Origin of the sequence: Lancefieldella parvula, from assembly GCF_963547875.1 — a bacterium.
Classification (GTDB): Bacteria; Actinomycetota; Coriobacteriia; order Coriobacteriales; family Atopobiaceae; genus Lancefieldella; species Lancefieldella parvula_D.
In genome coordinates this window covers 119,021-141,412 of the sequence record NZ_CAUUSI010000001.1, presented here as the reverse complement: position 1 = coordinate 141,412, position 22,392 = coordinate 119,021, and the positions used below count along the sequence as shown (strand labels likewise).

At 44.7% G+C, this 22,392-nt stretch carries 23 protein-coding genes; 9 read left to right on the top strand and 14 right to left on the bottom strand.

The window, feature by feature from the left end; all coding sequences use genetic code 11:
- Window positions 1-33: 33 nt before the first annotated feature.
- Entirely contained in the window at window positions 34-963 is a 930-nt protein-coding gene (locus RWJ96_RS00710; RefSeq protein ID WP_035435013.1) for a diacylglycerol kinase family protein, read from the bottom strand.
- 89 nt (window positions 964-1,052) lie between these two features.
- On the opposite strand from RWJ96_RS00710, the gene rnd reads away from it, so the two are divergent.
- The 7 genes from rnd to RWJ96_RS00675 all read left to right on the top strand — a co-directional run bounded on the left by rnd (window position 1,053) and on the right by RWJ96_RS00675 (window position 8,031).
- The gene (gene rnd, locus RWJ96_RS00705) at window positions 1,053-2,192 is read left to right on the top strand and encodes a ribonuclease D (RefSeq protein ID WP_314018352.1); all 1,140 of its coding nucleotides are present in this window, start codon (window positions 1,053-1,055) and stop codon (window positions 2,190-2,192) included.
- Between the two features lie 109 nt (window positions 2,193-2,301).
- Window positions 2,302-2,988, top strand: coding sequence for a zinc metallopeptidase (locus RWJ96_RS00700; protein ID WP_314007281.1), 687 nt, complete (start codon window positions 2,302-2,304; stop codon window positions 2,986-2,988).
- Between the two features lie 2 nt (window positions 2,989-2,990).
- Entirely contained in the window at window positions 2,991-4,340 is a 1,350-nt protein-coding gene (xseA, locus tag RWJ96_RS00695; protein WP_314018351.1) for an exodeoxyribonuclease VII large subunit, read from the top strand.
- Window positions 4,341-4,354: 14 nt separating this feature from the next.
- A complete protein-coding gene (gene xseB / locus RWJ96_RS00690) occupies window positions 4,355-4,618 on the top strand; it encodes an exodeoxyribonuclease VII small subunit (RefSeq protein ID WP_035428758.1) in 264 nt (87 codons plus the stop codon).
- Between the two features lie 10 nt (window positions 4,619-4,628).
- Entirely contained in the window at window positions 4,629-4,973 is a 345-nt protein-coding gene (locus RWJ96_RS00685; RefSeq protein WP_035428759.1) for a histidine triad nucleotide-binding protein, read from the top strand.
- 133 nt (window positions 4,974-5,106) lie between these two features.
- Window positions 5,107-6,276, top strand: a complete 1,170-nt coding sequence (locus RWJ96_RS00680) for an acetate kinase (protein ID WP_314018350.1) — start codon at window positions 5,107-5,109, stop codon at window positions 6,274-6,276.
- 204 nt (window positions 6,277-6,480) lie between these two features.
- Window positions 6,481-8,031 carry a Cna B-type domain-containing protein gene (locus tag RWJ96_RS00675; RefSeq protein ID WP_314018349.1) on the top strand — a complete coding sequence of 517 codons (1,551 nt, stop codon included), beginning with the start codon at window positions 6,481-6,483 and terminating at the stop codon, window positions 8,029-8,031.
- A gap of 145 nt (window positions 8,032-8,176) precedes the next feature.
- On the opposite strand, the gene RWJ96_RS00670 is transcribed toward RWJ96_RS00675, so the two are convergent.
- Entirely contained in the window at window positions 8,177-9,076 is a 900-nt protein-coding gene (locus RWJ96_RS00670; RefSeq protein ID WP_314018348.1) for an aldose 1-epimerase family protein, read from the bottom strand.
- A 75-nt stretch (window positions 9,077-9,151) separates the two neighbouring features.
- A complete protein-coding gene (gene pta / locus RWJ96_RS00665) occupies window positions 9,152-10,132 on the bottom strand; it encodes a phosphate acetyltransferase (RefSeq protein ID WP_314018347.1) in 981 nt (326 codons plus the stop codon).
- A 238-nt stretch (window positions 10,133-10,370) separates the two neighbouring features.
- On the opposite strand from pta, the gene glf reads away from it, so the two are divergent.
- Entirely contained in the window at window positions 10,371-11,573 is a 1,203-nt protein-coding gene (gene glf / locus RWJ96_RS00660; protein WP_314007727.1) for a UDP-galactopyranose mutase, read from the top strand.
- Between the two features lie 9 nt (window positions 11,574-11,582).
- Window positions 11,583-12,617 (top strand): glycosyltransferase family 2 protein, encoded by a 1,035-nt coding sequence (locus tag RWJ96_RS00655; protein WP_314007725.1) that lies wholly within the window; start codon window positions 11,583-11,585, stop codon window positions 12,615-12,617.
- 75 nt (window positions 12,618-12,692) lie between these two features.
- Here the strand turns inward: RWJ96_RS00655 and RWJ96_RS00650 are convergent, their stop codons facing one another.
- The 11 genes from RWJ96_RS00650 to grcA3 form a co-directional block, all read right to left on the bottom strand.
- Window positions 12,693-13,355, bottom strand: a complete 663-nt coding sequence (locus RWJ96_RS00650) for a Maf family protein (protein WP_314018346.1) — start codon at window positions 13,353-13,355, stop codon at window positions 12,693-12,695.
- Between the two features lie 109 nt (window positions 13,356-13,464).
- Window positions 13,465-13,650 carry a ferredoxin gene (locus RWJ96_RS00645; protein WP_035433296.1) on the bottom strand — a complete coding sequence of 62 codons (186 nt, stop codon included), beginning with the start codon at window positions 13,648-13,650 and terminating at the stop codon, window positions 13,465-13,467.
- Window positions 13,651-13,888: 238 nt separating this feature from the next.
- The gene (locus RWJ96_RS00640; RefSeq protein WP_314018345.1) at window positions 13,889-14,419 is read right to left on the bottom strand and encodes a GNAT family N-acetyltransferase; all 531 of its coding nucleotides are present in this window, start codon (window positions 14,417-14,419) and stop codon (window positions 13,889-13,891) included.
- A gap of 9 nt (window positions 14,420-14,428) precedes the next feature.
- Window positions 14,429-15,568, bottom strand: coding sequence for a VanZ family protein (locus tag RWJ96_RS00635; RefSeq protein ID WP_314018344.1), 1,140 nt, complete (start codon window positions 15,566-15,568; stop codon window positions 14,429-14,431).
- 22 nt (window positions 15,569-15,590) lie between these two features.
- Window positions 15,591-16,916: a 23S rRNA (uracil(1939)-C(5))-methyltransferase RlmD gene (gene rlmD, locus RWJ96_RS00630; protein ID WP_314018343.1), complete on the bottom strand. Its 1,326-nt coding sequence runs from the start codon at window positions 16,914-16,916 to the stop codon at window positions 15,591-15,593.
- Window positions 16,917-17,966, bottom strand: a complete 1,050-nt coding sequence (gene trpS, locus RWJ96_RS00625; RefSeq protein WP_314018342.1) for a tryptophan--tRNA ligase — start codon at window positions 17,964-17,966, stop codon at window positions 16,917-16,919.
- 163 nt (window positions 17,967-18,129) lie between these two features.
- Window positions 18,130-19,314 carry a hypothetical protein gene (locus RWJ96_RS00620; protein WP_314018341.1) on the bottom strand — a complete coding sequence of 395 codons (1,185 nt, stop codon included), beginning with the start codon at window positions 19,312-19,314 and terminating at the stop codon, window positions 18,130-18,132.
- Between the two features lie 9 nt (window positions 19,315-19,323).
- Complete coding sequence (locus RWJ96_RS00615) at window positions 19,324-20,010, bottom strand: ATP-binding cassette domain-containing protein (protein WP_314018340.1); 687 nt, start codon at window positions 20,008-20,010, stop codon at window positions 19,324-19,326.
- Window positions 19,983-21,158: a hypothetical protein gene (locus RWJ96_RS00610; protein ID WP_314018339.1), complete on the bottom strand. Its 1,176-nt coding sequence runs from the start codon at window positions 21,156-21,158 to the stop codon at window positions 19,983-19,985. Before RWJ96_RS00610 ends, RWJ96_RS00615 begins: the two co-directional genes overlap by 28 nt.
- Window positions 21,159-21,277: 119 nt before the next feature.
- Window positions 21,278-22,081: a pyruvate formate-lyase-activating protein gene (pflA, locus tag RWJ96_RS00605; RefSeq protein ID WP_314018338.1), complete on the bottom strand. Its 804-nt coding sequence runs from the start codon at window positions 22,079-22,081 to the stop codon at window positions 21,278-21,280.
- 13 nt (window positions 22,082-22,094) lie between these two features.
- A complete protein-coding gene (gene grcA3, locus RWJ96_RS00600) occupies window positions 22,095-22,346 on the bottom strand; it encodes an autonomous glycyl radical cofactor GrcA3 (RefSeq protein WP_035427399.1) in 252 nt (83 codons plus the stop codon).
- Between the last annotated feature and the right edge of the window lie 46 nt (window positions 22,347-22,392).

Below are 22,392 nucleotides of genomic sequence, written 5' to 3'. Positions count from 1 at the left end.
TTTGGCGGTGCTTATTGTGCTGTTTAACTGCTCTTATGCTTTCTTACTGTAGGGGCTCATGTAGTCCACTACTACGTTTACTGCGCCAGGAAGACACCTAGCAGAATAGGCGTAGATGTCGTGGCAGGTGACCTCGCCATTTACTTCCAGTGGCATAGGTGCTGTTGATTCAACGGTAATTTCTTTGCCGCTAAAGCTATTGAGGTAGGGCCTACCAAGCGAGTCTCCCGTGCGATCAAAGAAACCAGAAAGCAGTGGGCGTACCAGTTTTGCAGTCATGTGAGTCTCAATGACAATAACCTCAAGCAAACCGTCATTCATACGATTACCAGGGGCTAATTCAATTCCTGCTTGCATCATGGAGCTGTTTGCAATAAGGCAGCCAATGCCCTGAAGCTCATGTACTTTGCCGTCAACGGTAATTTTGAAGTCGTGAACTGGCGGCATAAGGTTGGCTAGGGCCGCAGTAAAGTATGCGGCTTCTCCAAAGGTTTGTTTGTGGGGGATAGCTGAACGCATAATTTCTGCGTCAAGGCCTGTACCGGCCATTAAAGGAACTCCAGCTACATGGGTTTCTCCCGACACTGTGGTCCAGGTAATCTCACCCAGATCAAGCTGTGCGGTCTGAAGGTTTCTGCAGGCCAGCGCCAGTGCGTTAGGTTCAGGAGCGTTTCCAATATTTGCAGCTAGAAGATTAGCGGTTCCAGAAGGAAAGACAAGAATAGGTGTCTGGCATCCTCTAAGGCCGTAGAGCAGGCTAGATACGGTTCCATCTCCGCCCGAGAGCACCACTACGTCAAAATCTTCAGGCTGAACAGAACTCAGAACCTCATCTGTGCGCCAATGGCTTTCAACTAGCTTTACCAGGCATTCGTCGCCGCTTTTCAAAAGAGCGCGCTCAAATTCAAAGATTGCGTCAGAGCTAAAACCCGAGCAAGGATTGTGAATGATGAGGGTTCTCATATATCCTCCGAAGATTTGCGACAAGCTGGTATATCATTTTGATACGTATGAGTGTATCGCTTTACGTTAGATACTTAATCGGCAATTGGATGGACGCATTGTATATAGCAACCTCAGAAGAACTTTCCGCATTTTGTGAGCGAGCAAAGACTTCGCATATCCTTGCAGTTGATACGGAGTTTCTTCGCGAGAAAACCTACTTTCCCAAGCTTTGCCTGGTGCAGGTTTCCACAGGTTCAGAGATTGCTGCGCTTGATCCCTTGCTTATTGATGACCTAACTCCGCTTAAAGAGCTCTTGGAAAATCCGCAGATTGTCAAAATTTTCCACGCGTGCTCACAAGACCTTGAAGTTTTACTAGAAAAAATGGATTGCGCGTGCGCTCCTGTATTTGATACGCAGGTAGCAGCTGCATTTTTGGGCCTGCGTCAGCAGGTGAGCTACGCCGGTCTGGTAGAAAATTTTGCTAACGTCAAGCTTGCTAAGGCTGAGTCTTTAACAGACTGGTCAAAGCGACCTCTTGATAAAGAGCAGCTGGTATATGCCGAGGATGACGTGAGATATCTTCCCGCAATCTACAATCAAATGGTCGAGAAGCTCATCAAGCTTGATCGTCTGAGCTGGGTAAAGCCAGAGATGGACCAGCATACTAATATTGAGCAGTATCGCCGAGACCCCTATCAGGCATATCTCCGTTTGAAACGTTCTGGCTCGCTTACGCGCAGACAACTTGCTATTGCTCGAGAGGTGTGCGCCTGGCGAGAAGAAACTGCTGCTAAAAGAGATGTTCCACGCAAGTGGGTGCTTTCTGACGAACTCATTATTGAGATTTGTCGTCGTGTTCCTACAACACCAGATAGACTGCGCAAAATTCGCGGCACTGAGCAAATCTCTCAAGGTGGGGTAGTGCATCTACTAGATGCAATTAAGCGTGGACAAAAGACACCTGCAGATCAGTGTCCAAAAATCGAGCATCACGCTCATCCCTCAGCTGGTTCTGAAGGTGTTGTTGAGCTTATGTATGCTCTTATCAGGATTGTTTCAGAAAAAGAGGGAATTGCATCTCCGTTAATTGCCAATAAAGATGATCTTACTGATCTGCTTTTGGATAGGTCTGACGCAAGACTTAAAACCGGATGGCGCTATCAATTAGTAGGTAAGCAGCTTGTTGGACTGCTCAATGGCGAGGTAGGACTAACAGTTAAAAACGGTCGAGTAGAGCTACTGTAAAAGCTGCTCCTAAGCTTAAGAACAAGTGGCTACCGATTACTCTTGCAAACCTGACTTTTTGTCCGGTGAGTTGGGTATACTCATCTCTATACATAGATAGGAGAAAAATATGTATTACTCAGGTGCGTTTATCCCATACGTTGTTCTAGTAGTTGCCTCGTTGGTGCTCGGATTGGGTACTCAGTGGTACATCAAGCATGAATTTAAAAAGTATTCTTTAGTTCCCTCTGGGTTTAATGCCACTGGCGCTTCAGTTGCTCGTACCATGATGGACACTAACGGAGCAGCTAATGTTGGCATTAAGAGAATTTCTGGTGAGCTCACCGATAACTTTGATCCACGTGACAATTGCCTGCACCTCTCTGATGCAAACTTCTCTGAGGGTAGCGTAGCTTCAGTTGCTGTTTCTTGCCATGAAGCAGGTCATGCTGTTCAGACCGCTAAGCTGTACATGCCATCTCGCGTTCGTTCCGCTCTTGTTCCTGTTGTTAATTTAGCATCCGCTGCATGGATCTATGTCTTTATTGCTGGTGTCTTGCTAAATGTTTCAGGCATGACCGTGCTAGCAATTTGGCTGTATGCATTTACCTTCTTATTCCATATAGTTACGCTTCCTGTAGAGATTGATGCTTCAAGGCGTGGATTGGCCTTTTTGAAGGCAAATGCTCCTGCGGGCTTTGACTACAATGGCGCTAAAAAGGTACTGATTGCCGCTGCTCTTACTTACGTAGCCGCTGCAATGGTTTCTGCACTCCAGCTTCTATATCTGCTTGGTTCTTCCAGAAGCAGGAACTAGTAATGGATCAGATTCAAGAGAAAGAAGATTCTGTTCTTTCGGTATCTGATGCGGTGCTCTTTGCAAAAAATGAAGTTGCCTCAATGCCATCTATGACGGTGGTTGGTGAAGTTTCTGGATTTAGGGGTCCAAACTATAAGTCTGGGCATTGTTACTTTGACGTAAAAGACCCTGTTAGTTCTATGGCAGTCATTGTTTGGTCAAAGATTTATGCTGCTAGTGGCATTACGTTGCAAGACGGCATGAAAATCCAGATGACAGGAAAGTTTGATATTTACGCTTCAAGCGGCAAGCTTTCTTTTCATGCGCGTACTATTCAGATCGCTGGAGAAGGAGACCTTCGCCAAAAGGTGGCACAGCTTGCTAAAAAGCTAGAAAAAGAAGGCCTTACAGACATTTCCAGAAAGCGCTACATTCCAGAGTTTTGTACACGCATTGGTGTAGTTACTTCACTTTCTGGCAGCGTCATTGACGATGTTAAGCGTACGCTTGCGCGCAGAAACCCTCTTGTAGAGCTTGAGGTATCTGGCTGTGCTGTTCAAGGTACTCATGCACCTGCAACTATTATGAGAGCTCTCCAGGTTGCTGCAACTACACGGCCAGATGCAATCTTGCTGGTGCGTGGTGGTGGCTCATTCGAAGATCTTATGTGCTTCAATGATGAGGGAGTAGCTCGCGCTATTGCTGCATGTCCAGTTCCTGTTATCACGGGCATTGGTCATGAGCCCGATACCACCATTGCAGATATGGTTTCTGATAGAAGGACCTCAACGCCAACAGCTGCTGCAGAGTCTGTGGCTCCCGCTATTAGTGAGTTACAAACTACGTTTAACAACAGAATTTCTCGCCTTGGAAATGCTACAAGAAAGATTTTGCAGTTCTATAAAACGGGACTTACAACTGTTGAGCAACGCTCTAACTTGGCAATAAAAAATGCTCTAGCAAGTAAACAGTACCAGATAGAGAAGCTATCAGATCGTCCTTGTTTGAAAGACCCTGCTTATATTATTTCAACAAGAACAGAAGACCTTAATCAGACTGAGCAAAGGCTTATGGACGCTCTGCCAGCGCTTCTTGCAAGAAAGAAAGAGACGCTTTCTGTTGAGTCACAAAGGCTAACCAGAGCTAGTGCTGCCATGCTCCATCCACATGAGGCTTTGCTGTCTTCGCTTGCAGGAAAATTAGATGCACTTTCTCCTCTAAAGGTTCTTACAAGGGGATATGCGTATGTCCAAGATGAAAAGGGGTCTGTCATTAAAACGGCCAAAGATGCCTCGGTTGGAGACTCTTTGCTTGTCAAAATGACGGATGGAACAATTAAGGCAACTGTTTCTGATATTGAGCTTTCATAGATAAGGGGAACAACATGGATACTAAGAAGACTGAAGAGCTGACTTTCAAAGATGCTTCTATTGAGCTTGAGCAGATTGTTCGTAAGCTTGAGGGCACAGATTTGGAGCTCGAGGAGTCTTTGGCTCTGTATGCTCGTGGCGTTGAGCTGGTAAAGGATCTTCGTGGAAGGCTTGATACTGCAGAGCAGAAGGTTAAGGTTCTGCTTGATGAGTCCCAGGCAGGAGCTGCAATTACTGATACAACCGCAGCGCCTTCTACTGCATATTTAGACGAGTAAAGGAGAGGTTATGTCTGATTGTATTTTTTGTAAGCTTGCTAACAAAGAAATCCCTACAGAGTTTCTCTATGAGGATGAAAACGTTGTAGCTTTTAATGACCTAAATCCTATTACTCCTGTTCACGTTCTTGTTGTACCAAAGAACCACTACGACAACATCATTGATGGTATTCCTGCTGCAACCCTTGAGAGTGTTACTAAGGCTATAGCTGCGGTAGTAGAAAAGACAGGAATTAAGGAGACTGGATTCCGCGTTGTTACCAATACCGGAAAGCATGGTGGCCAGTCAGTCAATCACGTCCACTTCCACGTTTTAGGTGGCAAGCAGTTGAATGATTCTATGGGCGGAAAATAAAAATATTCAAGTTTTTTGCTCGTCTATTTAACTCCGGGGTATCTTGGGGTTTATGATGTCATGCGGTTATGTTTATTTGAAGTAGGAGAGTAAGACCTAATAGTCTGCACTGCTTCACGGAAAGAGGAGTCACATGAACGTACTGGTTATCAACGCAGGTAGCTCATCTCTTAAGTATCAGCTTCTTGACGTTGACACCCGCGAGGTTTACGCAAAAGGAAACTGCGAGCGTATCGGTATCGAAGGTTCTTTTGTTGGTCACGAGGAGCTTGGTGGAGAGAAGCAGAAGCTTGAGGTTGCTCTTCCTGATCACAAGACTGCTATTAAGCATGTCTTTGACATCCTTAAGACTATTGATAAGCCAATCGATGGCATTGGTCACCGTGTTGTTCAGGGTGGTTGGTACTTCCCAGAGTCTGCTGTTGTAGACGATAAGGTCTTGGCTCAGGTCCGTGAGGTTGCTCCACTTGCTCCTCTTCATAACTATGCTGAGGCTGATGTTATTGAGATTTGCCGCGAACTCTTCCCAGAGGTCGGTAATGTAATCGTTTGCGATACTTCTTTCCACTTCAATATGCCAGAAAAGGCACATCGCTATGCTCTTCCTCGCGATGTTGTTGATAAGTACCACGTCCGTAAGTATGGCGCTCATGGTACTTCTCACCGCTACATTTGGCGTGCAACCAATGAGTTTACCAACGGTCAGACTCACAAGCTGGTTAGCTGCCACCTTGGTTCTGGTGCTTCTCTTTCCGCTATTGAGGATGGTCGCGATCTTGAGACCACCATGGGCCTTACTCCACTTGATGGCCTTATCATGGGCACTCGTTGCGGCACTATTGACCCAGCTACTGTCTTCTATCTTTCTCGCGTTGGTGGTTACTCCATCGATGAGATTGACACTATGATGAACAAGCAGTCTGGCCTTCTCGCTCTGTCTGGTCATTCCGATTCTCGTGATATTGAGGATGGCGCTCACGCTGGCGATAAGGACTGCCTGCTTGCACTTGATATGTTCTATTATCGTACGTCTCAGCTCATCATGGAGATGGCTCAGGCTATGCACGGCTTTGATACCATGGCATTCTCTGCTGGTATTGGTGAGAACTCCGACGAGATGCGTCTTGGCGTTGTCAGAGAGCTTGAGTGGATGGGTGTCAAGATTGATGAGGAGAAGAACAAGGTTCGCTCCGGTGAAATCCGTGACATCTCTGCTCCAGATTCAAAGGTACGCGTCCTGGTTGTACCTACCAACGAGGAATACATGATTGCTCTTGACGTTCAGGAGCTTCTGGGTAAGTAGGCTTTCCTTACAATCCAAAAAAAATATTAACTCCCGCACTTCGTGTGGGAGTTTTTTTATGGAGATATAGATAGTTCTTTGACATGAGTACTTTAGAACTTTATATTTTTAAATAATAAGTTAGAGTTTCAAAGAAATCTTATTGTTTTGTACAGCTATTTGTGTGCAGATAAATAAATCTTTGAACTAGCTGTGAGGAGCATCATGCAGTCTAAGGGTTTAGTTAGCAGGTCTTTGAGCTTTGCAGTTATGTTTGTGCTCACTGTATTTGCTGCGCTCACTGTATTCAACACAAAGGCACAAGCTGTTGAGTACACACCAACTATTTCAAATGCTAGCTATACAACATTAGTTGGTAGTAACGTGCGTGTAAATTTTGATTATGCGCTCAACAATGGTGCCCCTGCACAACCAGGTGATACCTTTACTATTATGCTTCCTCCAGAGCTAGAGAATAATACTCCAGCTCCTTTTGAGGTTATGGGTGTAGATGCAAACGGAAATAGTATTTCTGTTGGTACGGCAACTCCTACCAGTAACCCTAATACCATGACTGTTACCTTCAATAACAATATTGCGGGTCTTCTTAACGTTCATGGCCAGATGTCTTTCTCGCTCAATTGGTCAAGCGCAATTGCACAGAGAGGCAATGGCAGCACTACGCTCAATATTGGTAACACCAGTCTTAACATGACGTATGGCGGTTCTATTGCTGCAATGGATACTGCAATTACTAAGTACAACAGAACTGGTGCAACTGCAGAGACAACCTATACGCTTCCTTCTGGTGCAACTATTACAACTGGAAATGATTATTACGTTACCAGCTGGGTTGTTAACCTAACTCCATCTGATATTACCCAGGTTGGTCTGCTTAATGCCACTGTTAAGGATCAGATTGTAAATCCTTATACCGTTGATGCATCAAAGCTTACTGGTACTGGCGTTAATCCTTCAGATGAGCTTGCTGGTCCATATCTTAAGCACTCTTTTGTTCTCCACCTTGTTAACGGTGCTGTTCAGACTCTTTCTGCAGATCAGATTCTTCCTGCAATTACCTTTACTCCTAATGGTTACACTCTTGATTTTGCTCGACTCAATAATCAGGTTAACTTTGCTGGTTTCCAACCACTTATCCAGGATTGCTGGCTTGAGTACAAGACCATTGTTCCAGCCAACGTTACCCAGGTAGACAATAGAGCAACTCTTGATTTTGATGGCAACACCGATAACTTCACTCGTGAAGGTTGGTGGATTAACCCTCGCGGTGCCGGTACTGCAACTGGCGAGCAGCAGGTAAGCGTTTCTGTATCCAAGGTTTGGGAAGATCAAAATAACGCTGACGGTACTCGTCCTACTTCAGTTACCGTACACCTTTATGCAGACGGCGTAGACACTGGTAAGAGCGAGGTTCTTTCTGACGCAAATGGCTGGACTGCAACATTTAGCAACCTCGATAAGAATCAGGCTGGCACTACAACAGCTATTACGTACACCGTTGTTGAGGACGAGGTTGAAGGTTATACCGCTGAGGTAACAGGTGATGTTACCAGTGGCTTTACTATTACTAATACTCACATTCCTCCAACTCCAACCACTCCACCTTCAGAGACTCCTAAGAAGCCAAAGCAGCCAAAGAAGAAGGAGCCTAAGCTTCCTTCAACTGGTGATGCTTCCTTTGCTGCAGTATCCGTAGCAGCTGCATCTTCTGTTCTTATTGCAGCTGGTGTTCTTGGTAAGAAGCGCGCTCAGTAACGCACGTTACAACAACGTAAGTTAAACGTAAAAGAGCCTGTGAGATTAATTCACAGGCTCTTTTCTTGTTCAAAGCATTCTCGCTGTCTATAGGGTTACAAAATGAAATGCATTACGAGGCGTCGCATCGTGTCCAACTAGTTTGCTAGAAGACCTTAATATTCAATGTTTTAGCAATACTTTGGCCAGGCTCAAGGCTTATGATGCCCGGTTTGTGCTCAAAGATGCCGTCACAATCAACGGTATCTGCAATGCCACACCATGGCTCAAGAGCAACAAATGGACAACCAGGAGCAGCGCTCCAAATGCCCAGATAATCAAAGCCTTCAAAATCCATTTGAATACCATGGGCCTCAGAAGGAGCTTCTGTGCTAGTCGCAAGTGTAATGCGTCTATCAGGAACGTCTTCAAGTGTGATGGTCTTCTCGCGATCAATAAGTTCCCAAGACAGGGAAAGCGTGTCAGAGTCCACGATAAGCCTTTGTGGCGTTGCGTAGTCACAAAGTCCATCGTCGGTAATAGAAGGGCCGTAGCTGGTCCAGGAGTGCGTAAATAAGAGGTGATACTGGTCCAAAGAGGCTGCCTCAACACCAGGGATCGGAATGTTGAATGCCGGGTGTGCGCCAAGGGTAAACGGCAGTACAACGTTTGCAGGATTGTTGACCTCATACGTTTGCGTCAGCGTATCGCCATCTACCGAGAAAATCAGCTTAAGTTCAAAGTCATAGGGGTAGGCCTTGAGAGTCTCTTCGGTACTTTTTAGCTGGAGCGTTACAGAAGAGGTACTCTGCTCGACAATCTCAAATTGGTTGAGTCGGGCAAGACCGTGACGGGCAAGAGATACGGTGCCTTCCGCGGACTCTGCCTTGCCGCCTTTAAGTACACCAACAATGGGGAAGAGAATGGGAGCACGCCTTGGCCACCAGTTGGAATCTCCCTGCCAGAGGTATTCGGACTCACCTTTGCGTAAGCTCATGAGCTGCGCGCCCATGGTGTCAATTGAAGCGGTAAGAGAGCCGTTAGAAATAGAAATAATTTCAGACATAGATGCCTCCAGCTAAAGAATAAGCCAGCCTCTTTTGAGACTGGCTTAGTATACCAAGTTAGAAGAGCAGAAAGACTAGTTGTTGTCTGCCATCTGAGCTTGAACAGCAGTAATTGCAACAACACCAACAATATCGTCAGCGGAGCAACCACGGGAAAGGTCGTTGACAGGACGAGCAATGCCCTGAAGGATTGGACCGTATGCCTCAGCGCCACTGAAGCGCTGAACAAGCTTGTAGCCAATGTTGCCAGCCTCAAGGTTAGGGAAGACCAGGATGTTTGCGTTTCCTGCAACCTTAGAGAATGGAGCCTTGAGCTTGCCAACCTCAGGAACAAGAGCTGCATCAAGCTGAAGATCGCCGTCGAGTGCAAGCTCAGCGTTCTTCTCGTGAGCAAGCTTTGTGGCCTCCTGGACCTTCTCGGCAGTTGCGCCGCCAGCAGAGCCCATAGTGGAGTAGGAGAGCATGGCAACGCGAGGCTCCTCGCTCATAAATGCGCGCCAAGAATCAGCGGAAGCAAGAGCAATCTCGGAGAGCTCCTCTGCAGATGGGTCAATGTTGAGGCCGCAGTCAGCAAAGAGCAGGGTGCCGTCCTCACCAAAGTCAGTAGTGGTGCTCATGATAAAGAATGCAGAAACAAGCTTGGTACCAGGAGCAGTCTTGATGATCTGCAGAGCAGGCCTTAGGGTGTTTGCGGTAGAGTGGCAAGCGCCAGAAACCAGGCCGTCAGCGTCGCCCATCTTAACCATCATGGTTGCAAAGTAGGTGGCGTCGTTCATCTGCTTGCGAGCTTCCTCAATGGTGACGCCCTTGCGAGCACGAAGTTCAGCAAACTTCTGAGCATATACCTCATGGCGCTCGTCAGTAGCAGGATCTACCACAGTTGCTCCTGGAACATCAATCTGCTCAGGATTGCCCAGAATAATGACCTTTGCAATACCTTCTGCAACAATCTTCTTAGCTGCATCGATGGTACGCTGGTCCTCGCCCTCTGGAAGAACAATAGTCTTTACGTCGGACTTAGCGGTTTCTTTCATACGGTCAAGAAACTTGCTCATGTGTCGTGCTCCAATCATACTTTGACATCTGTGCCTCGTTGAATTTTGCACTTCTCAGCTTGTAGTTTGTATAAAAGCTAGACACAAAAAGCCAAGAAATGCATTTTCATACCAGTTGCATATTTTACGCCTAACGGCAGAGCTTTGCGCCCCGCGTGGCTCACTTTATAGACGCGTGTTAAAATGAGTGAAGTTTCACATACAAATCCTGCGCACTTAGGCGCACACGGAGGTTTACATGTCTATCAATCATGGTCTTCCTGCCGGTTTTAACCCCGACAACTACGATGTTATTGTTGTTGGAGCTGGCTATGCAGGCGCAGTTGTTGCTCGTCGTATGGCAGAAAACTGCAATTCAAAGGTGGCAATCTTTGAGCGCAGAAATCACATTGCCGGCAACGCTTACGATCGCCTTGATGACGCGGGCGTTCTTGTTCACGAGTACGGTCCACACATCTATCACACCATGAGTGACCGCGTTCACCAGTTCCTCTCGCGCTTTACTGAGTGGACTAACTACCAGCACAAAGTTCTAGCAAACATTAACGGCCAGCTGATGCCTGTTCCTTTTAACCACCAGTCTTTGAAGCTTGCCTTTGGAGAAGAGCGTGGCGAGAAACTCTATCAGAAGCTGGTTCTTACGTTTGGTGAGAACGTTAAAGTTCCTATCATGGAGCTTCGCGAGAAGAACGATCCAGATCTGGAAGAGATTGCTGACTACGTTTACGAGAACGTTTTTCTGCACTACACCATGAAGCAGTGGGGTAAGACTCCAGACCAGATTGACAAGTCCATCACAGGTCGCGTTCCAATTTTTGTCGGCGATGATGACCGTTACTTCCCAGGTGCAACCTATCAGGGCATGCCAAAAGAGGGCTACACCAAGCTCTTTGAAAACATGCTTGACCATGACTTGATTGACGTCTTTTTGGATGTTGATGTTCGTGACATCATGAAGCTCAGCGCTTCTAACGTGTCTGTTTGCGAGAAACCATTTGCAGGTGAGGTAATCTACACCGGACCTCTGGATGAGCTCTTCAACCTTGATCAGGGTGCTCTGCCTTATCGTACGCTTGATATGCAGTTTGAGACGCTTGATCAGGACCAGTTCCAGCCTGTTGGTACCGTCAATTACACTACCAGCGAGGACTTTACTCGTATCACTGAGTTTAAGAACATGACTGGTCAGGTTCTTCCTGGTAAAACTACCATCATGCGTGAGTACTCACACGCATATGTTCCAGAGAGTGGTCAGACTCCTTATTACGCTATTCTCGAGCCAGAAAATCAGGAGCTCTATCGCTCTTACAAGGAGCGCACCTCTGGCATTCTGAACTTCCACGCAGTTGGTCGCCTTGCTGAGTATCGTTACTACGATATGGATGGCGTTGTTGCTTCTGCACTGGAACTCTCTGACGAGCTTATTGCTCATCAGGCATAGGGAGCTTGCATGAAAAAGACAATCACTTTTGGTATTCCATGCTACAACTCTTCGGAGTACATGGATCACTGTATTGAGTCTATTCTTGAGGGCTCTGATTATGCCGATGACGTGCAGATTGTTATTGTTGACGACGGTTCTGTAAAAGATGACACTGCTGCTAAGGCTGATGCATGGCAGGAGCGTTATCCAAACATCATTAAGGCAGTCCATCAGGAAAACGGCGGCCACGGCATTGCTGTTATGAAGGCTGTTTCTCATGCTGATGGCGTGTACTTCAAAAACATTGACTCAGATGACTGGGTAGATGGTGATGCTCTGAAGACCTTCCTTCAGCAACTTCGTACTTTTATTGCCTCCGATAACCCTGTTGACCTGGTACTCTCAAACTACGTCTACGAGCACGTTGAGGATAATACCCAAAACTTTGTAGACTATCGCGACGCGGTTCCTACTAACAAGATTATTGGCTGGGAAGAGATTGGCCGCTTCAAGCTGTCTCAGTACCTTCTGATGCACGCAATTACGTACCGCGTTGAGGTTCTGCGCTCTGCAAACATTCAGATGCCTGAGCACACTTTCTATGTAGATAATGTTTACGCCTACGTTCCATTCCCTAAGGTAAAGACCATCTACTACGTTGACGTTGACCTGTATCGTTACTTCATTGGCCGAGACGATCAATCAGTTAACGAGAAGGTCTTAACAAGCCGCGTTGATCACTACTGGCGCGTAGCGCGCAATATGATGCACGCATATCACATCTACGACGATATCTCTTCTCCACGTCTTCAGACGTACATGATGAGTTACTTCACTATCATCATGGCTATCTGCTCAGTTTTCTCTAAGATGAGCGACCGTGAGGACGCTATGGACCAGCTTGAGGAGCTCTGGGATGAGCTTCGCGCTTATGACAAGAAGATGTACCGCAAGGCTCGCTACGGTCTTGTAGGCACTGCTACAAACCTTCCTGGCAAGATTGGTAAGACGGTCACTATTGGTGGCTATCGCGTAGCTCAGAAAGTTGTTAAGTTCAACTAAACGTTCTTTCAAATCTAAAAGCAAAACCCTCGTATCTATGATGATACGAGGGTTTTGTTATCTATAGAAGCAGCTTTAGTGCTTACGACCCGCAAGAGCGTGCTCAAGATAGTCATGATTACCGGTAAATTTAACTAGCTCGCGAGAAAGCAAAGAGACGGGGAGTCCCACGACATTCTCGTAATCTCCCTGAATACTCTGAACCAGATAGCGACCATTTCCCTGAATGCCGTAGGCGCCAGCCTTGTCCATTGGCTCGCCCGAGGCAACATAGGCAGCAATCTCGTCTTCGGAGAGTTCGAAAAACGTGACGTCAGTATTCTCCACAAACGTTACGGCAACAACAGATGGTGCTCCGTCAGGAGAAGGGGACTTGAAAGCCTTAAAGCGTCGCAGAGCAACACCGGTGGATACGTGGTGAGTCTGGCCTGAAAGCTTAGAAAGCATGCGTTTGGCGTCTTCAGCGTCTACAGGCTTGCCAAAAACCTGGCCGTCGTCTGTCCAAACAATGGTATCTGCCGCGAGGACAATCTCGTTGTTGAGCTGCTCAAAGTTAGGCTGCTCCATGAGCTTATAACACACCGCAATGGCTTTTTCTTGAGCCAGGCGCTTTACCAGCGCAAGGGGTTTCTCGTCAACTTTTTGAGCTTCATCAATATCAGCAGGCATAATCTGCGGATCTATTCCCATAGACTGCATAAGCTCAAGACGCCTAGGGGATTGTGATGCAAGAATCATATGCGTTCCTATCAGTTGTGCTTATGCTGATACTGTACCCAAAAAAGAAGCCTGATAGGCGAGAAACCCATCAGGCTTACATACTAAGAAAGAAAAGCTAAGCTAAAAACTAGTCAAGCTCAATAGCGGTGACTGGGCAGCCGTCGCAAGCCTCCTGTGCTGCGTCCTCTGCAGCCTCAGGAACCTCTTCCTCAATAGCGTGAGCAAGACCGTCGTCGCCGATCTCGAATACCTCAGGAGCAGTGCTCTCGCAGAGACCGCAACCGATGCAATCCTCATTAACTGTTGCCTTCATAATACATTCCTCTCCGTATCTCGAGCCCCTTACTCGAGTAATACTTATCTTGCATTCAAGAGTACTTGATTGCAATGTATTTTTTACACGTTTCTTTGCTGTTATGCAACAACAAAGGCGCAGATAATTGAAAGAACATTACTTGAAGTAGTAAGTGTACATCTGACCTGCATATATAAAAGGTTTAATTTTTTAGAACAACCGCTTCATTTAGTACAACTGTCTTGTTGAAGCACCTTTATAGCTCTTTTTTGAGCATGATAATTTCGCTAGTTCTGTACTCTTCAACAAATCCATTCTTTAAAAACATCGTGACTGATGGATTGTCTATGGCGATATCATCATAGAGCTGCTTAATACCGTTCTGTTTAGCCGCATCACAGAGCAAATTTAATCCAATACTGCCGTAGCCCATTTTTCTATATGGTGCGTAGACTATGACGTCTGCAAGATAAATATTCTTATCGCTATCAAAGTGATAGGCGACCTCTCCAATAAAATGACCGCCGCTATCCTTTAAATACCTGTAATAACGTTTATTCTCATGCTTTACAATCCAAAAATCATACCAGCCATGCCAAGTCTCTTTTGGGAAAGGAATTGTACCTCCCCATGCATGGTTATATGACATTGTTTCTTCATCTGCCATCATCTTTTGACGAAACCAAAGATCTTCTAATGACGGTGTATAAAGGGTAATGGGGCTTTCTCTTTCTTCTTTCATCAGTAGGTTCACGCGTCCTTTTCTTGTCTGTTTTTGGAACCACATTTGATGCTCTTAAATGTCTTTTTCAGCCTCTGCTTGAGTCTCCGCTTGAGTTTCCACCGTATCAATTTCAGTGGGCTGTTCATTTTGCACTGTGCTTGTGTAGTAGGTGCTAGATAGTCGATCAAACAAGAATCGTTTGTTCATCAGCATCAGTACAACGGTAATGATAAATAAAAGAATTAAAGCCGCAAACATAATGGGAAATAGCGCAAGGAATAGCATCGAGTCTGGAGTCTTATTAAAATCATTAGTCAATAACAATAGGCCGTCAGGAATCAGATGGAAATAGATTGTGATAAGTAATCCTCTTAGCATAGTGCGAGAAATTCTTTGTTTCTCGTATGAGAGCTTAAAACGCAATAAAGCGCTACCAAGCGTTTTGCCATTAAAAAGTGGGATTACAGCAAAGTAGAGAGCAATAAAGAGCGAAAAAGGGATTGTGGTGTTTGAGAGATTGTAAGGGATGGCCACAATAAATGTATCGATGAGCAATGATAGGCCAACACGGATTTGAGAAACCTGTAAGCCTGCCTCAAGTGCTTCTTCATCAATTTTATCTCTAGAAGGAAGTAGCCACACGGCTAACGCTCCAAGAGCATATCCAATGCAACCACCTGTAGTGTTTTGAATAATATCGTCAATATCGGCAAGGCGATACGGTCCTGGATATAAGCAATAAAGACCAGAGAGCTGAGTTAGTTCAAAGAACAGACTGAGAAGCGCAGTAAGCAAAAGCGTCTTTTTAAAGCTGCATTTGAAATAATATCGAAGGTACATACCAAAAGGTATGAGCATCAAAACGTTAAAAGCAGGAACGTAAAACGTTGGATCCTTAATTGAAAGAGCCCAGGTTGCAGGCTCAGAAATCTCAAAAGGACTTTCTTTTAAGAAATCAAAAACAAAGGAAAAGGGAACCAGATTAAGCATTTGTGTGTAGGTGGTATGCACGGTATCTGGATCTGGCAGGGGCAGAATTACCAGGAAGTACATGGTAAGTAAATACAAGACAAAGGAATATAAAATCAAAGTCCTAAGCTTATTGATAGACCCGTATTTGCGATAGTTGATAATCATATAGGGCAGGGTAATGAAAAATGCCAAAACAGGAAAGACAAGCATGGCAATTTTGATGGAATTTATATATCCCATTGCATCTCCTGAATAACCCTATTTAAATCCGCTTAAGCAGGCAAATGTTTTCCACATGGAAGGTCTGTGGGAATAGATCTACCGGGGTCACACTTACAGGCTTATATGAGCCAATCTCAACAAAGCGCTTAAGGTCACGGGCAAGCGTTGCGGGGTCACATGAAACGTATGCAATAGCACGTGCAGGCTGTTTAGAAAGCTGCTGAATAACCTCAGGAGCAAGTCCTGCACGAGGTGGATCAACAATAATCACATCAGCATCCGTGTCAGGGAATTCTCTACCTGCGTCTCCACCTACTGCGTCAACGTTATCAAGCCTGGCTAGCTCAAGATTGCGGCGCAAATCTCTAACTGCTGGACCATAAGCTTCAACAGCAGAAACAAATCCTGCACGTTTTGCGAGAGGAAGCGTAAAAGTTCCTGCTCCACAGTAGAGGTCCATAGCCTCATCGTCTGGCTGAACGTCCAAACCAGAAAGTACAAGTTCAACGAGTTTCTCGGCACCTTTAGTGTTGACCTGGAAAAAAGAAGGTGCAGAAAGCTGCATCTTCTGACCATCGATAAGCTCGCTCCATGAGCCGGAGCCGCTTAGACGCTCTACGCCTACAACACGGCGTGCCTTACTTGGACCTTTGGTCATAACGCGGACAACACTTGTTGCTTTTACTGCGTCACTCAAAACGCGGGCCACTTGTGTGCGTGGGAAGCCGCTCGGAGCGGTCCAGAGCGCCACCTCAAGCTCTTTAGTGCGTCTAGACACTCTGATGCCAATACGCTCTATATCAAGCTCGTGAGAGCCCGAGAGGTAGGAGAGGGCGCCGCTTACGGCACCAACAGCCTTCTGGTTGCTCTTATCTAAGAGTGGACAGTCTTTAACGCGAACAATGTCCTGTCCGTTAGGTGCATACATACCTACCAGCGTTTTATTGCCATTGCGTTTAAACGCCAGTTCAATTTTATTGCGATAGCCCCATGGTTCGCCAGGGGAAACAATGTCTTTTACCAGTTCAGAAACATCGTCGTGTGAAAAACGCCCAATGCGTTCAAGAGCAGATATCACGCCGTTGCGTTTCTCGACAAGTTGCTGCTCGTAGATAATGTTGCCCCAAGGAGTAGCTCCCGTGAGCGCCACAAAGGGATTGGAGCTAGGCTCTCTGAACGCAGATGCTTCCAAGACCTTTACAAGCTGACCGCGAGAAAACCTGTCTGAGTCCTCGGTAATCTGTACACTGACGGTATCTCCAGGGACGGCGCCTCCAGAGATGAAGACCGTTTTACCTTCTGATGTATGGGCAATAGCGTCTGGACCATAGCTCATACGTTCAACATGTAAGGTGAGCTCAGACACTTAGTAGACCATTCCCATTGCCTCGCGAACCTCGTCAAGCGTGGCGTTAGCAATAACGTTTGCTCGAGCGTTTCCGTCGTGGATGATGTCGCGAATAAGGTCTGGCTGAGCTGCAAACTCTGCACGCCTCTGACGAATTGGCTCAAAGTAGGTGTTAACAGCATCAATGACGTAAGCCTTGAGAGCTCCGCCACCACCCATGCCAATCTCATCAGCAATCTCTTTTGGATCACGACCAGTACAAATGCCAGCAGTAGTAAGCAGCGCAGAGACGCCAGGACGGTTTTCCGGGTCAAAGGTAATCATGCGCTCGGAATCAGTCTTGGACTTCTTGATAAGCTTGGCAGTCTCTTCGGCTGTCATAGAAAGCGAGATAGCATTGCCGTAAGACTTGCTCATCTTGCGTCCATCAAGACCTGGAATCAATGGGGTAGAGGTGAGAAGGCCAGAAACCTCTGGGAACACCTTGCCGTAGCGCTCATTAAAGCGACGGGCAATCTTAGAAGTAATCTCGATGTGAGGTAGCTGATCGCGACCAACAGGAACAATATTTCCTTTGCAGAAAAGAATGTCGCATGCCTGATGGACAGGATAGGTGAGGAGAAGACCGGTGAGAGCATGTCCAGATGCTTCCTGCTCCGCCTTAACAGTTGGATTTCTATGAAGCTCAGACTCGGTAACAAGCGAGAGGAACGGCAACATAAGCTGATTGAGAGCTGGGACTGCAGAATGCGTGAAAATCATGGTTTTCTCTGGATCAATTCCGCAGGCCAGATAATCAATAACCATATTGTAGACATTGTCTGCAATATGCTCAGTGGTGTCTCTGTCTGTAATGACTTGGTAGTCAGCAATAATAATATTGGTATGAACACCAAGATTTTGGAGTCTTACGCGCTCAACAATAGTGCCAAAGTAATGGCCAAGGTGAAGTCTTCCAGTGGGACGATCCCCTGTAAGCATGTTGTACTTTCCTGCATGCTCGGCTAGATCAGCCTGGATTTCATCAGAACGGCGAACAGCTGCTTCATAACTGCCTTCATTTGGCATAGTGACTCCTTGAAGTAAATTAATGCGTGAACTTAGTAAGTTTACCGCATTCCAAGCTATGGTTTAAATAATGAGTTGCTAATCGCTGAAAACGATACGCCGACTTTCGTCGGCGTATCTAACAAGAATGCTTCAATTGAAAAGCCTACGTTTTAGTTGTTTATCAACCTTCATTACTAGCCCCTTTCGTTTGACAGCATCCTTGTGTTATCAATTTGCTTCTTACAACTGCTTTATTAATCAAAGCAATAGTTACAGTCATAAGTATCAAGATGAAGGTCCATAGAAGCGTTTCGAGACAAACTTCAAAATACGAAATTCTTCCAGACTTAAATACATCCGTGGTAGGGAAGATTTCTAAGGCTCCCACTATTGACTTAGAATCCAAATACGTGAGTGGTATCCATTTGATAATTGACTGTTGAAAGTCTCGTGTTAAGAAATATTTAGGATAAAACGGGATGCATAACAGGATGATGACTATAAGAAGAGAAATAGTTGGCTCTTTAGAAATAGTCAATAGCAATTCATAGAAGGTGATGACTAGAATTGAAAACAAAATAATAAGTATGAGCTGTGATGTGATTAATTGAAGCGCAGACGAATAGATAATTTCGCCACCTCTTCTAAATACTACAGGGTAATCTGGTCGTCCTAAACCATTACGGATCAGTGCATATAAGAGTAATGGCGTAATAGAAATAGCGAACGAGATTATTCCTGTAAAAAGAATAGATAGGCATTTTGATATATGAAATCGTACAAAGGTTAGTTGCCTATTTCCCAATAGCTTATTTCTATGACTATTTTTTGCGGCGATGAATGAAAATATACCGATAGCTGCATAGATTGCTAATGGTGTTCTATTTAAAAACAGAGACGCCATCATTTCAATCAAAGGGTATTGTTGTACGTCTTTGTAGAGTGCGCTATTTCCCAATCGCGAAAGATGCTCATAATATAGTTGCTTGGCCTGTAAGTCGTAGATAGATTCCGCAGTTTGACGCCCACTTTGCGCGTCTTCTAGTTGGTTATTTAAGAAATCTAAGTATCTTTGTACAAAATCTAAACTATCCTGACTGTTTGCCAGAGCATAGGTTATTGAGAGTTTTTTAGTTAATTGAATTAAATCATCATCAGAAATCTGTTGTTCTATCCCGCTCTCGTATTCTCTCTTGTAATTTAAATAAGTTTCATTAAAAACCTCACGCGAATTCCAGTCTAAAAACCAGTTAGACACAGATGGTTGAATAAGAATAGAAGAAAAATAAACTGTTAAGACACATATTACTAGCCATGTGAAAGGGTGTTTCAACAATAGCTTTATATTAGATATTAGATGCCACATATAAGCTCCTTATTCAGCTGAGCAGTCAAACAACTTGTGATATAAAGACCTCGATTCTTTGCATGCATCAACTTGCTGTAGGGTTTTGTTTTTAATGAATATAAAAGAGGTACATACTCTATCTAATTCTTCTGGTAAATGAGAGGAGATAATGACGCATGCACCATGTTCTGCCAGTGTTTTAATCAGATGCGAACTATACTCTGCGTGTTGTATATCAAGTGCGTTGAGCGGTTCATCTAAAAGAATGTAAGGCGATTGCGAAACAAAAGCCATGGCAAGCTGTAGCTGCATTTTCATTCCCTGTGAGAACTTGCTAATTTTTTGAGATTTTAGATTTAATGCGTCGAGCATTTTGAGAGGAGTATCAATATTAGCTTCTGATCTCCATATCTTTTTGACAAGTTCCAAGTGGAATTTCCCATTCATTGTTGTATATAAAATTGAATTATCTTCAGGTGAGTAATAGACCTCTTGAGCATAAATATCCGAATCGATAATTGAGATATCATCGCAAGTTATTAATCCTGATTTTAATAAACTGATATCTCCATTTAGAGTTTTCAGCAAGGTGCTCTTTCCAAAGCCATTTGGAGCCATAAGTCCGTAGACTCCTCCTGGACTGAATGAGAATGTAACATTGTTTAAGACGGCCTTGTCTTTATAGCCTATTGAGACATCATTGAGCTTAAGCATTTTTTTATTACACCCACTAAGTCTGCTTGCAATAATTTCCTGAGTTTATTGATTCCGATAGTTATAAAAATAATTAAAACAGCCCACAGCATGAATATGAGCAGTCCATATAAAGGTTGAGGTTGTGCATAGTCAATCTTGTTTGTGAAAAACTGAGTATCTCCAACGAAACCAATTATTGCGCCAATGTCCAAATAACCAATGGGGAGGTACTCTATCCACCCTAAAAGCAGCTGAGGTGAAGAAAGACTCATTGCAAAGATAGATGAACAAATTACAAGAAAGTAGAGCACTAGAGATATAAGAAACTTACGGGTAATAGAGAAAGCACAGATTAAAACTAAGGAGACAAACATGTTAGTTACCGCGGTATATGTAACAGACCATACGGCACACTGGAGAGCATTTGAAGTGTATATAGTTCCTGCCTGAACTAGAACAACAGGGTAAGAAGTTAATCCAATTCCGTTACGTATCAATTCAATGGTAAACAAGGGAATATACGAACAGAAACAAATGCCGGCAGCAATAATCGTAGACGCGCCAATACATCCAGAAAGACGCTGCAGGTAAGGTATTTGATCTTTTCCTAGAAGTTTTTCTCGAGAAGTGATTTGTGCTAAAGCAATGAAGGTTCCAATTGCTGGCAGAAATCTCAAAACAACAGGCAATCTATTTATTGAGTATGAAATTGAGTGTATAGCTGGTAATTTACTCTCAGTCTCATATTGATTACTTAATGGAACTTGCTGCATCTTTTGAGAAAATGCTTTCTGAGCTAAATAATAAAAGTCATTATCGTAGAGTCTAAGAGCTAAATTGTTTGATAACACAAATGAATAGTAGGTTAAGCTTGCTTGATAGAATTGCTCGCTTGTTGTGGCAAGCCTAACGTTTCCTAGCAGCTCTAGTTGCTTTTCAAGAGCTTTAAAACTTTCCGATGAGCGCTGATCAGAGCCATAACTTTCCGCTTGTTTGACAAGATAGTCATATTCATTACTTACGACACCATTTCGAGCAAAATTTATGCTGTATGTATCTAGATTTGTAAAAACCGGAATTAGTAAAAGAGCCGCAAAAACACAGGTAGCAAGCCACAATGAAGGTTGCCTTATAGCCGTTTTGATAAGACTCTTGCAATACCACATATCTCCTCCTCAGATGAGAAAAGATAAGTGCTACTTTGTAAGAACTTTACTCTTATTTGTAATTTTTTACAATATATAGTATTTCGGTAAAAGATTATCTAAGTAAATGTATATAACATCTACTGTTTTCCAAGCTGTTTGCGTTCAAGGGCACGAGCAATAAGGATTTGCTTGCGCAGCTCAGGAATCTTTTTGCCATCCATGGCAGGAGTGCCAGCAAGTTTGTAGGGGATACCTAGCTCTTCATACTTTTTTACGCCCATCACGTGATAGGGAAGTAGATCTAATCCAATAACGTTATCCCAGTGAGCAATGATTCTACCAACGCCAGCAAGTTCTTCTGGTGAATCAGTAATTCCAGGCACTACAACATGTCTGATAAGAACTTTAATACCCCTACGGTTAAGCTCATTGCCAAACGCAAGTGGTCTTTCTGATCCAACTTCGCAAAGACTAATGTGGCCCTTTGGATCAGAGTGCTTGATATCAAGGAGCACTAAATCAGTGTTATTTAGAACGCGCTCAAATTTTTCTGGAGTTTCTGGATTATACGCAACGCCAGAAGAGTCAAGACAGGTATGAATGCGTCCTTGCGGGTCATTATGAGCCGCCTCAAACAGAGCACCGATAAACTCAGGCTGAGCGAGTGGTTCGCCGCCAGTGGCTGTAATTCCGCCGTTTCTATAAAAAGCTCTATTACGGTTAAAGGTGGCAAGAATTTCTTTTACCGATTTTTCTGTTCCAATACCAAATTGCCAGGTATCTGGATTGTGACAATAGGCACAGCGCATGGGACATCCCTGGGTAAATACAACCAGGCGAGTTCCAGGACCATCTACAGTACCAAAGGTCTCAATAGAGTGGACCCGCCCACAAACTGTGAGCGGGTCATTGAGATCCATGTGAGTATCAGAACAAGACATGGACAAGAAATCCTTAGAGAGCGTCGTGGAAGGTACGAGAAATAACGTCGTCCTGCTGCTCTTTGGTAAGGGAGTTGAACTTAACAGCGTAACCAGAAACGCGAATGGTCAGCTGAGGATACTTCTCTGGGTGTGCCTGAGCATCAAGAAGAGTGTCCTTAGTAAATACGTTAACGTTGAGGTGATGACCGCCCTTCTCGGCATAGCCATCAATCATGTTTACAAGGTTGTCAATCTGCTCGGAAGCTACTTCGTTGGACTGCATGTGTTTCTCCTTACGAGTTTGTTGGCGAGAAGAAACGTGTAGATAG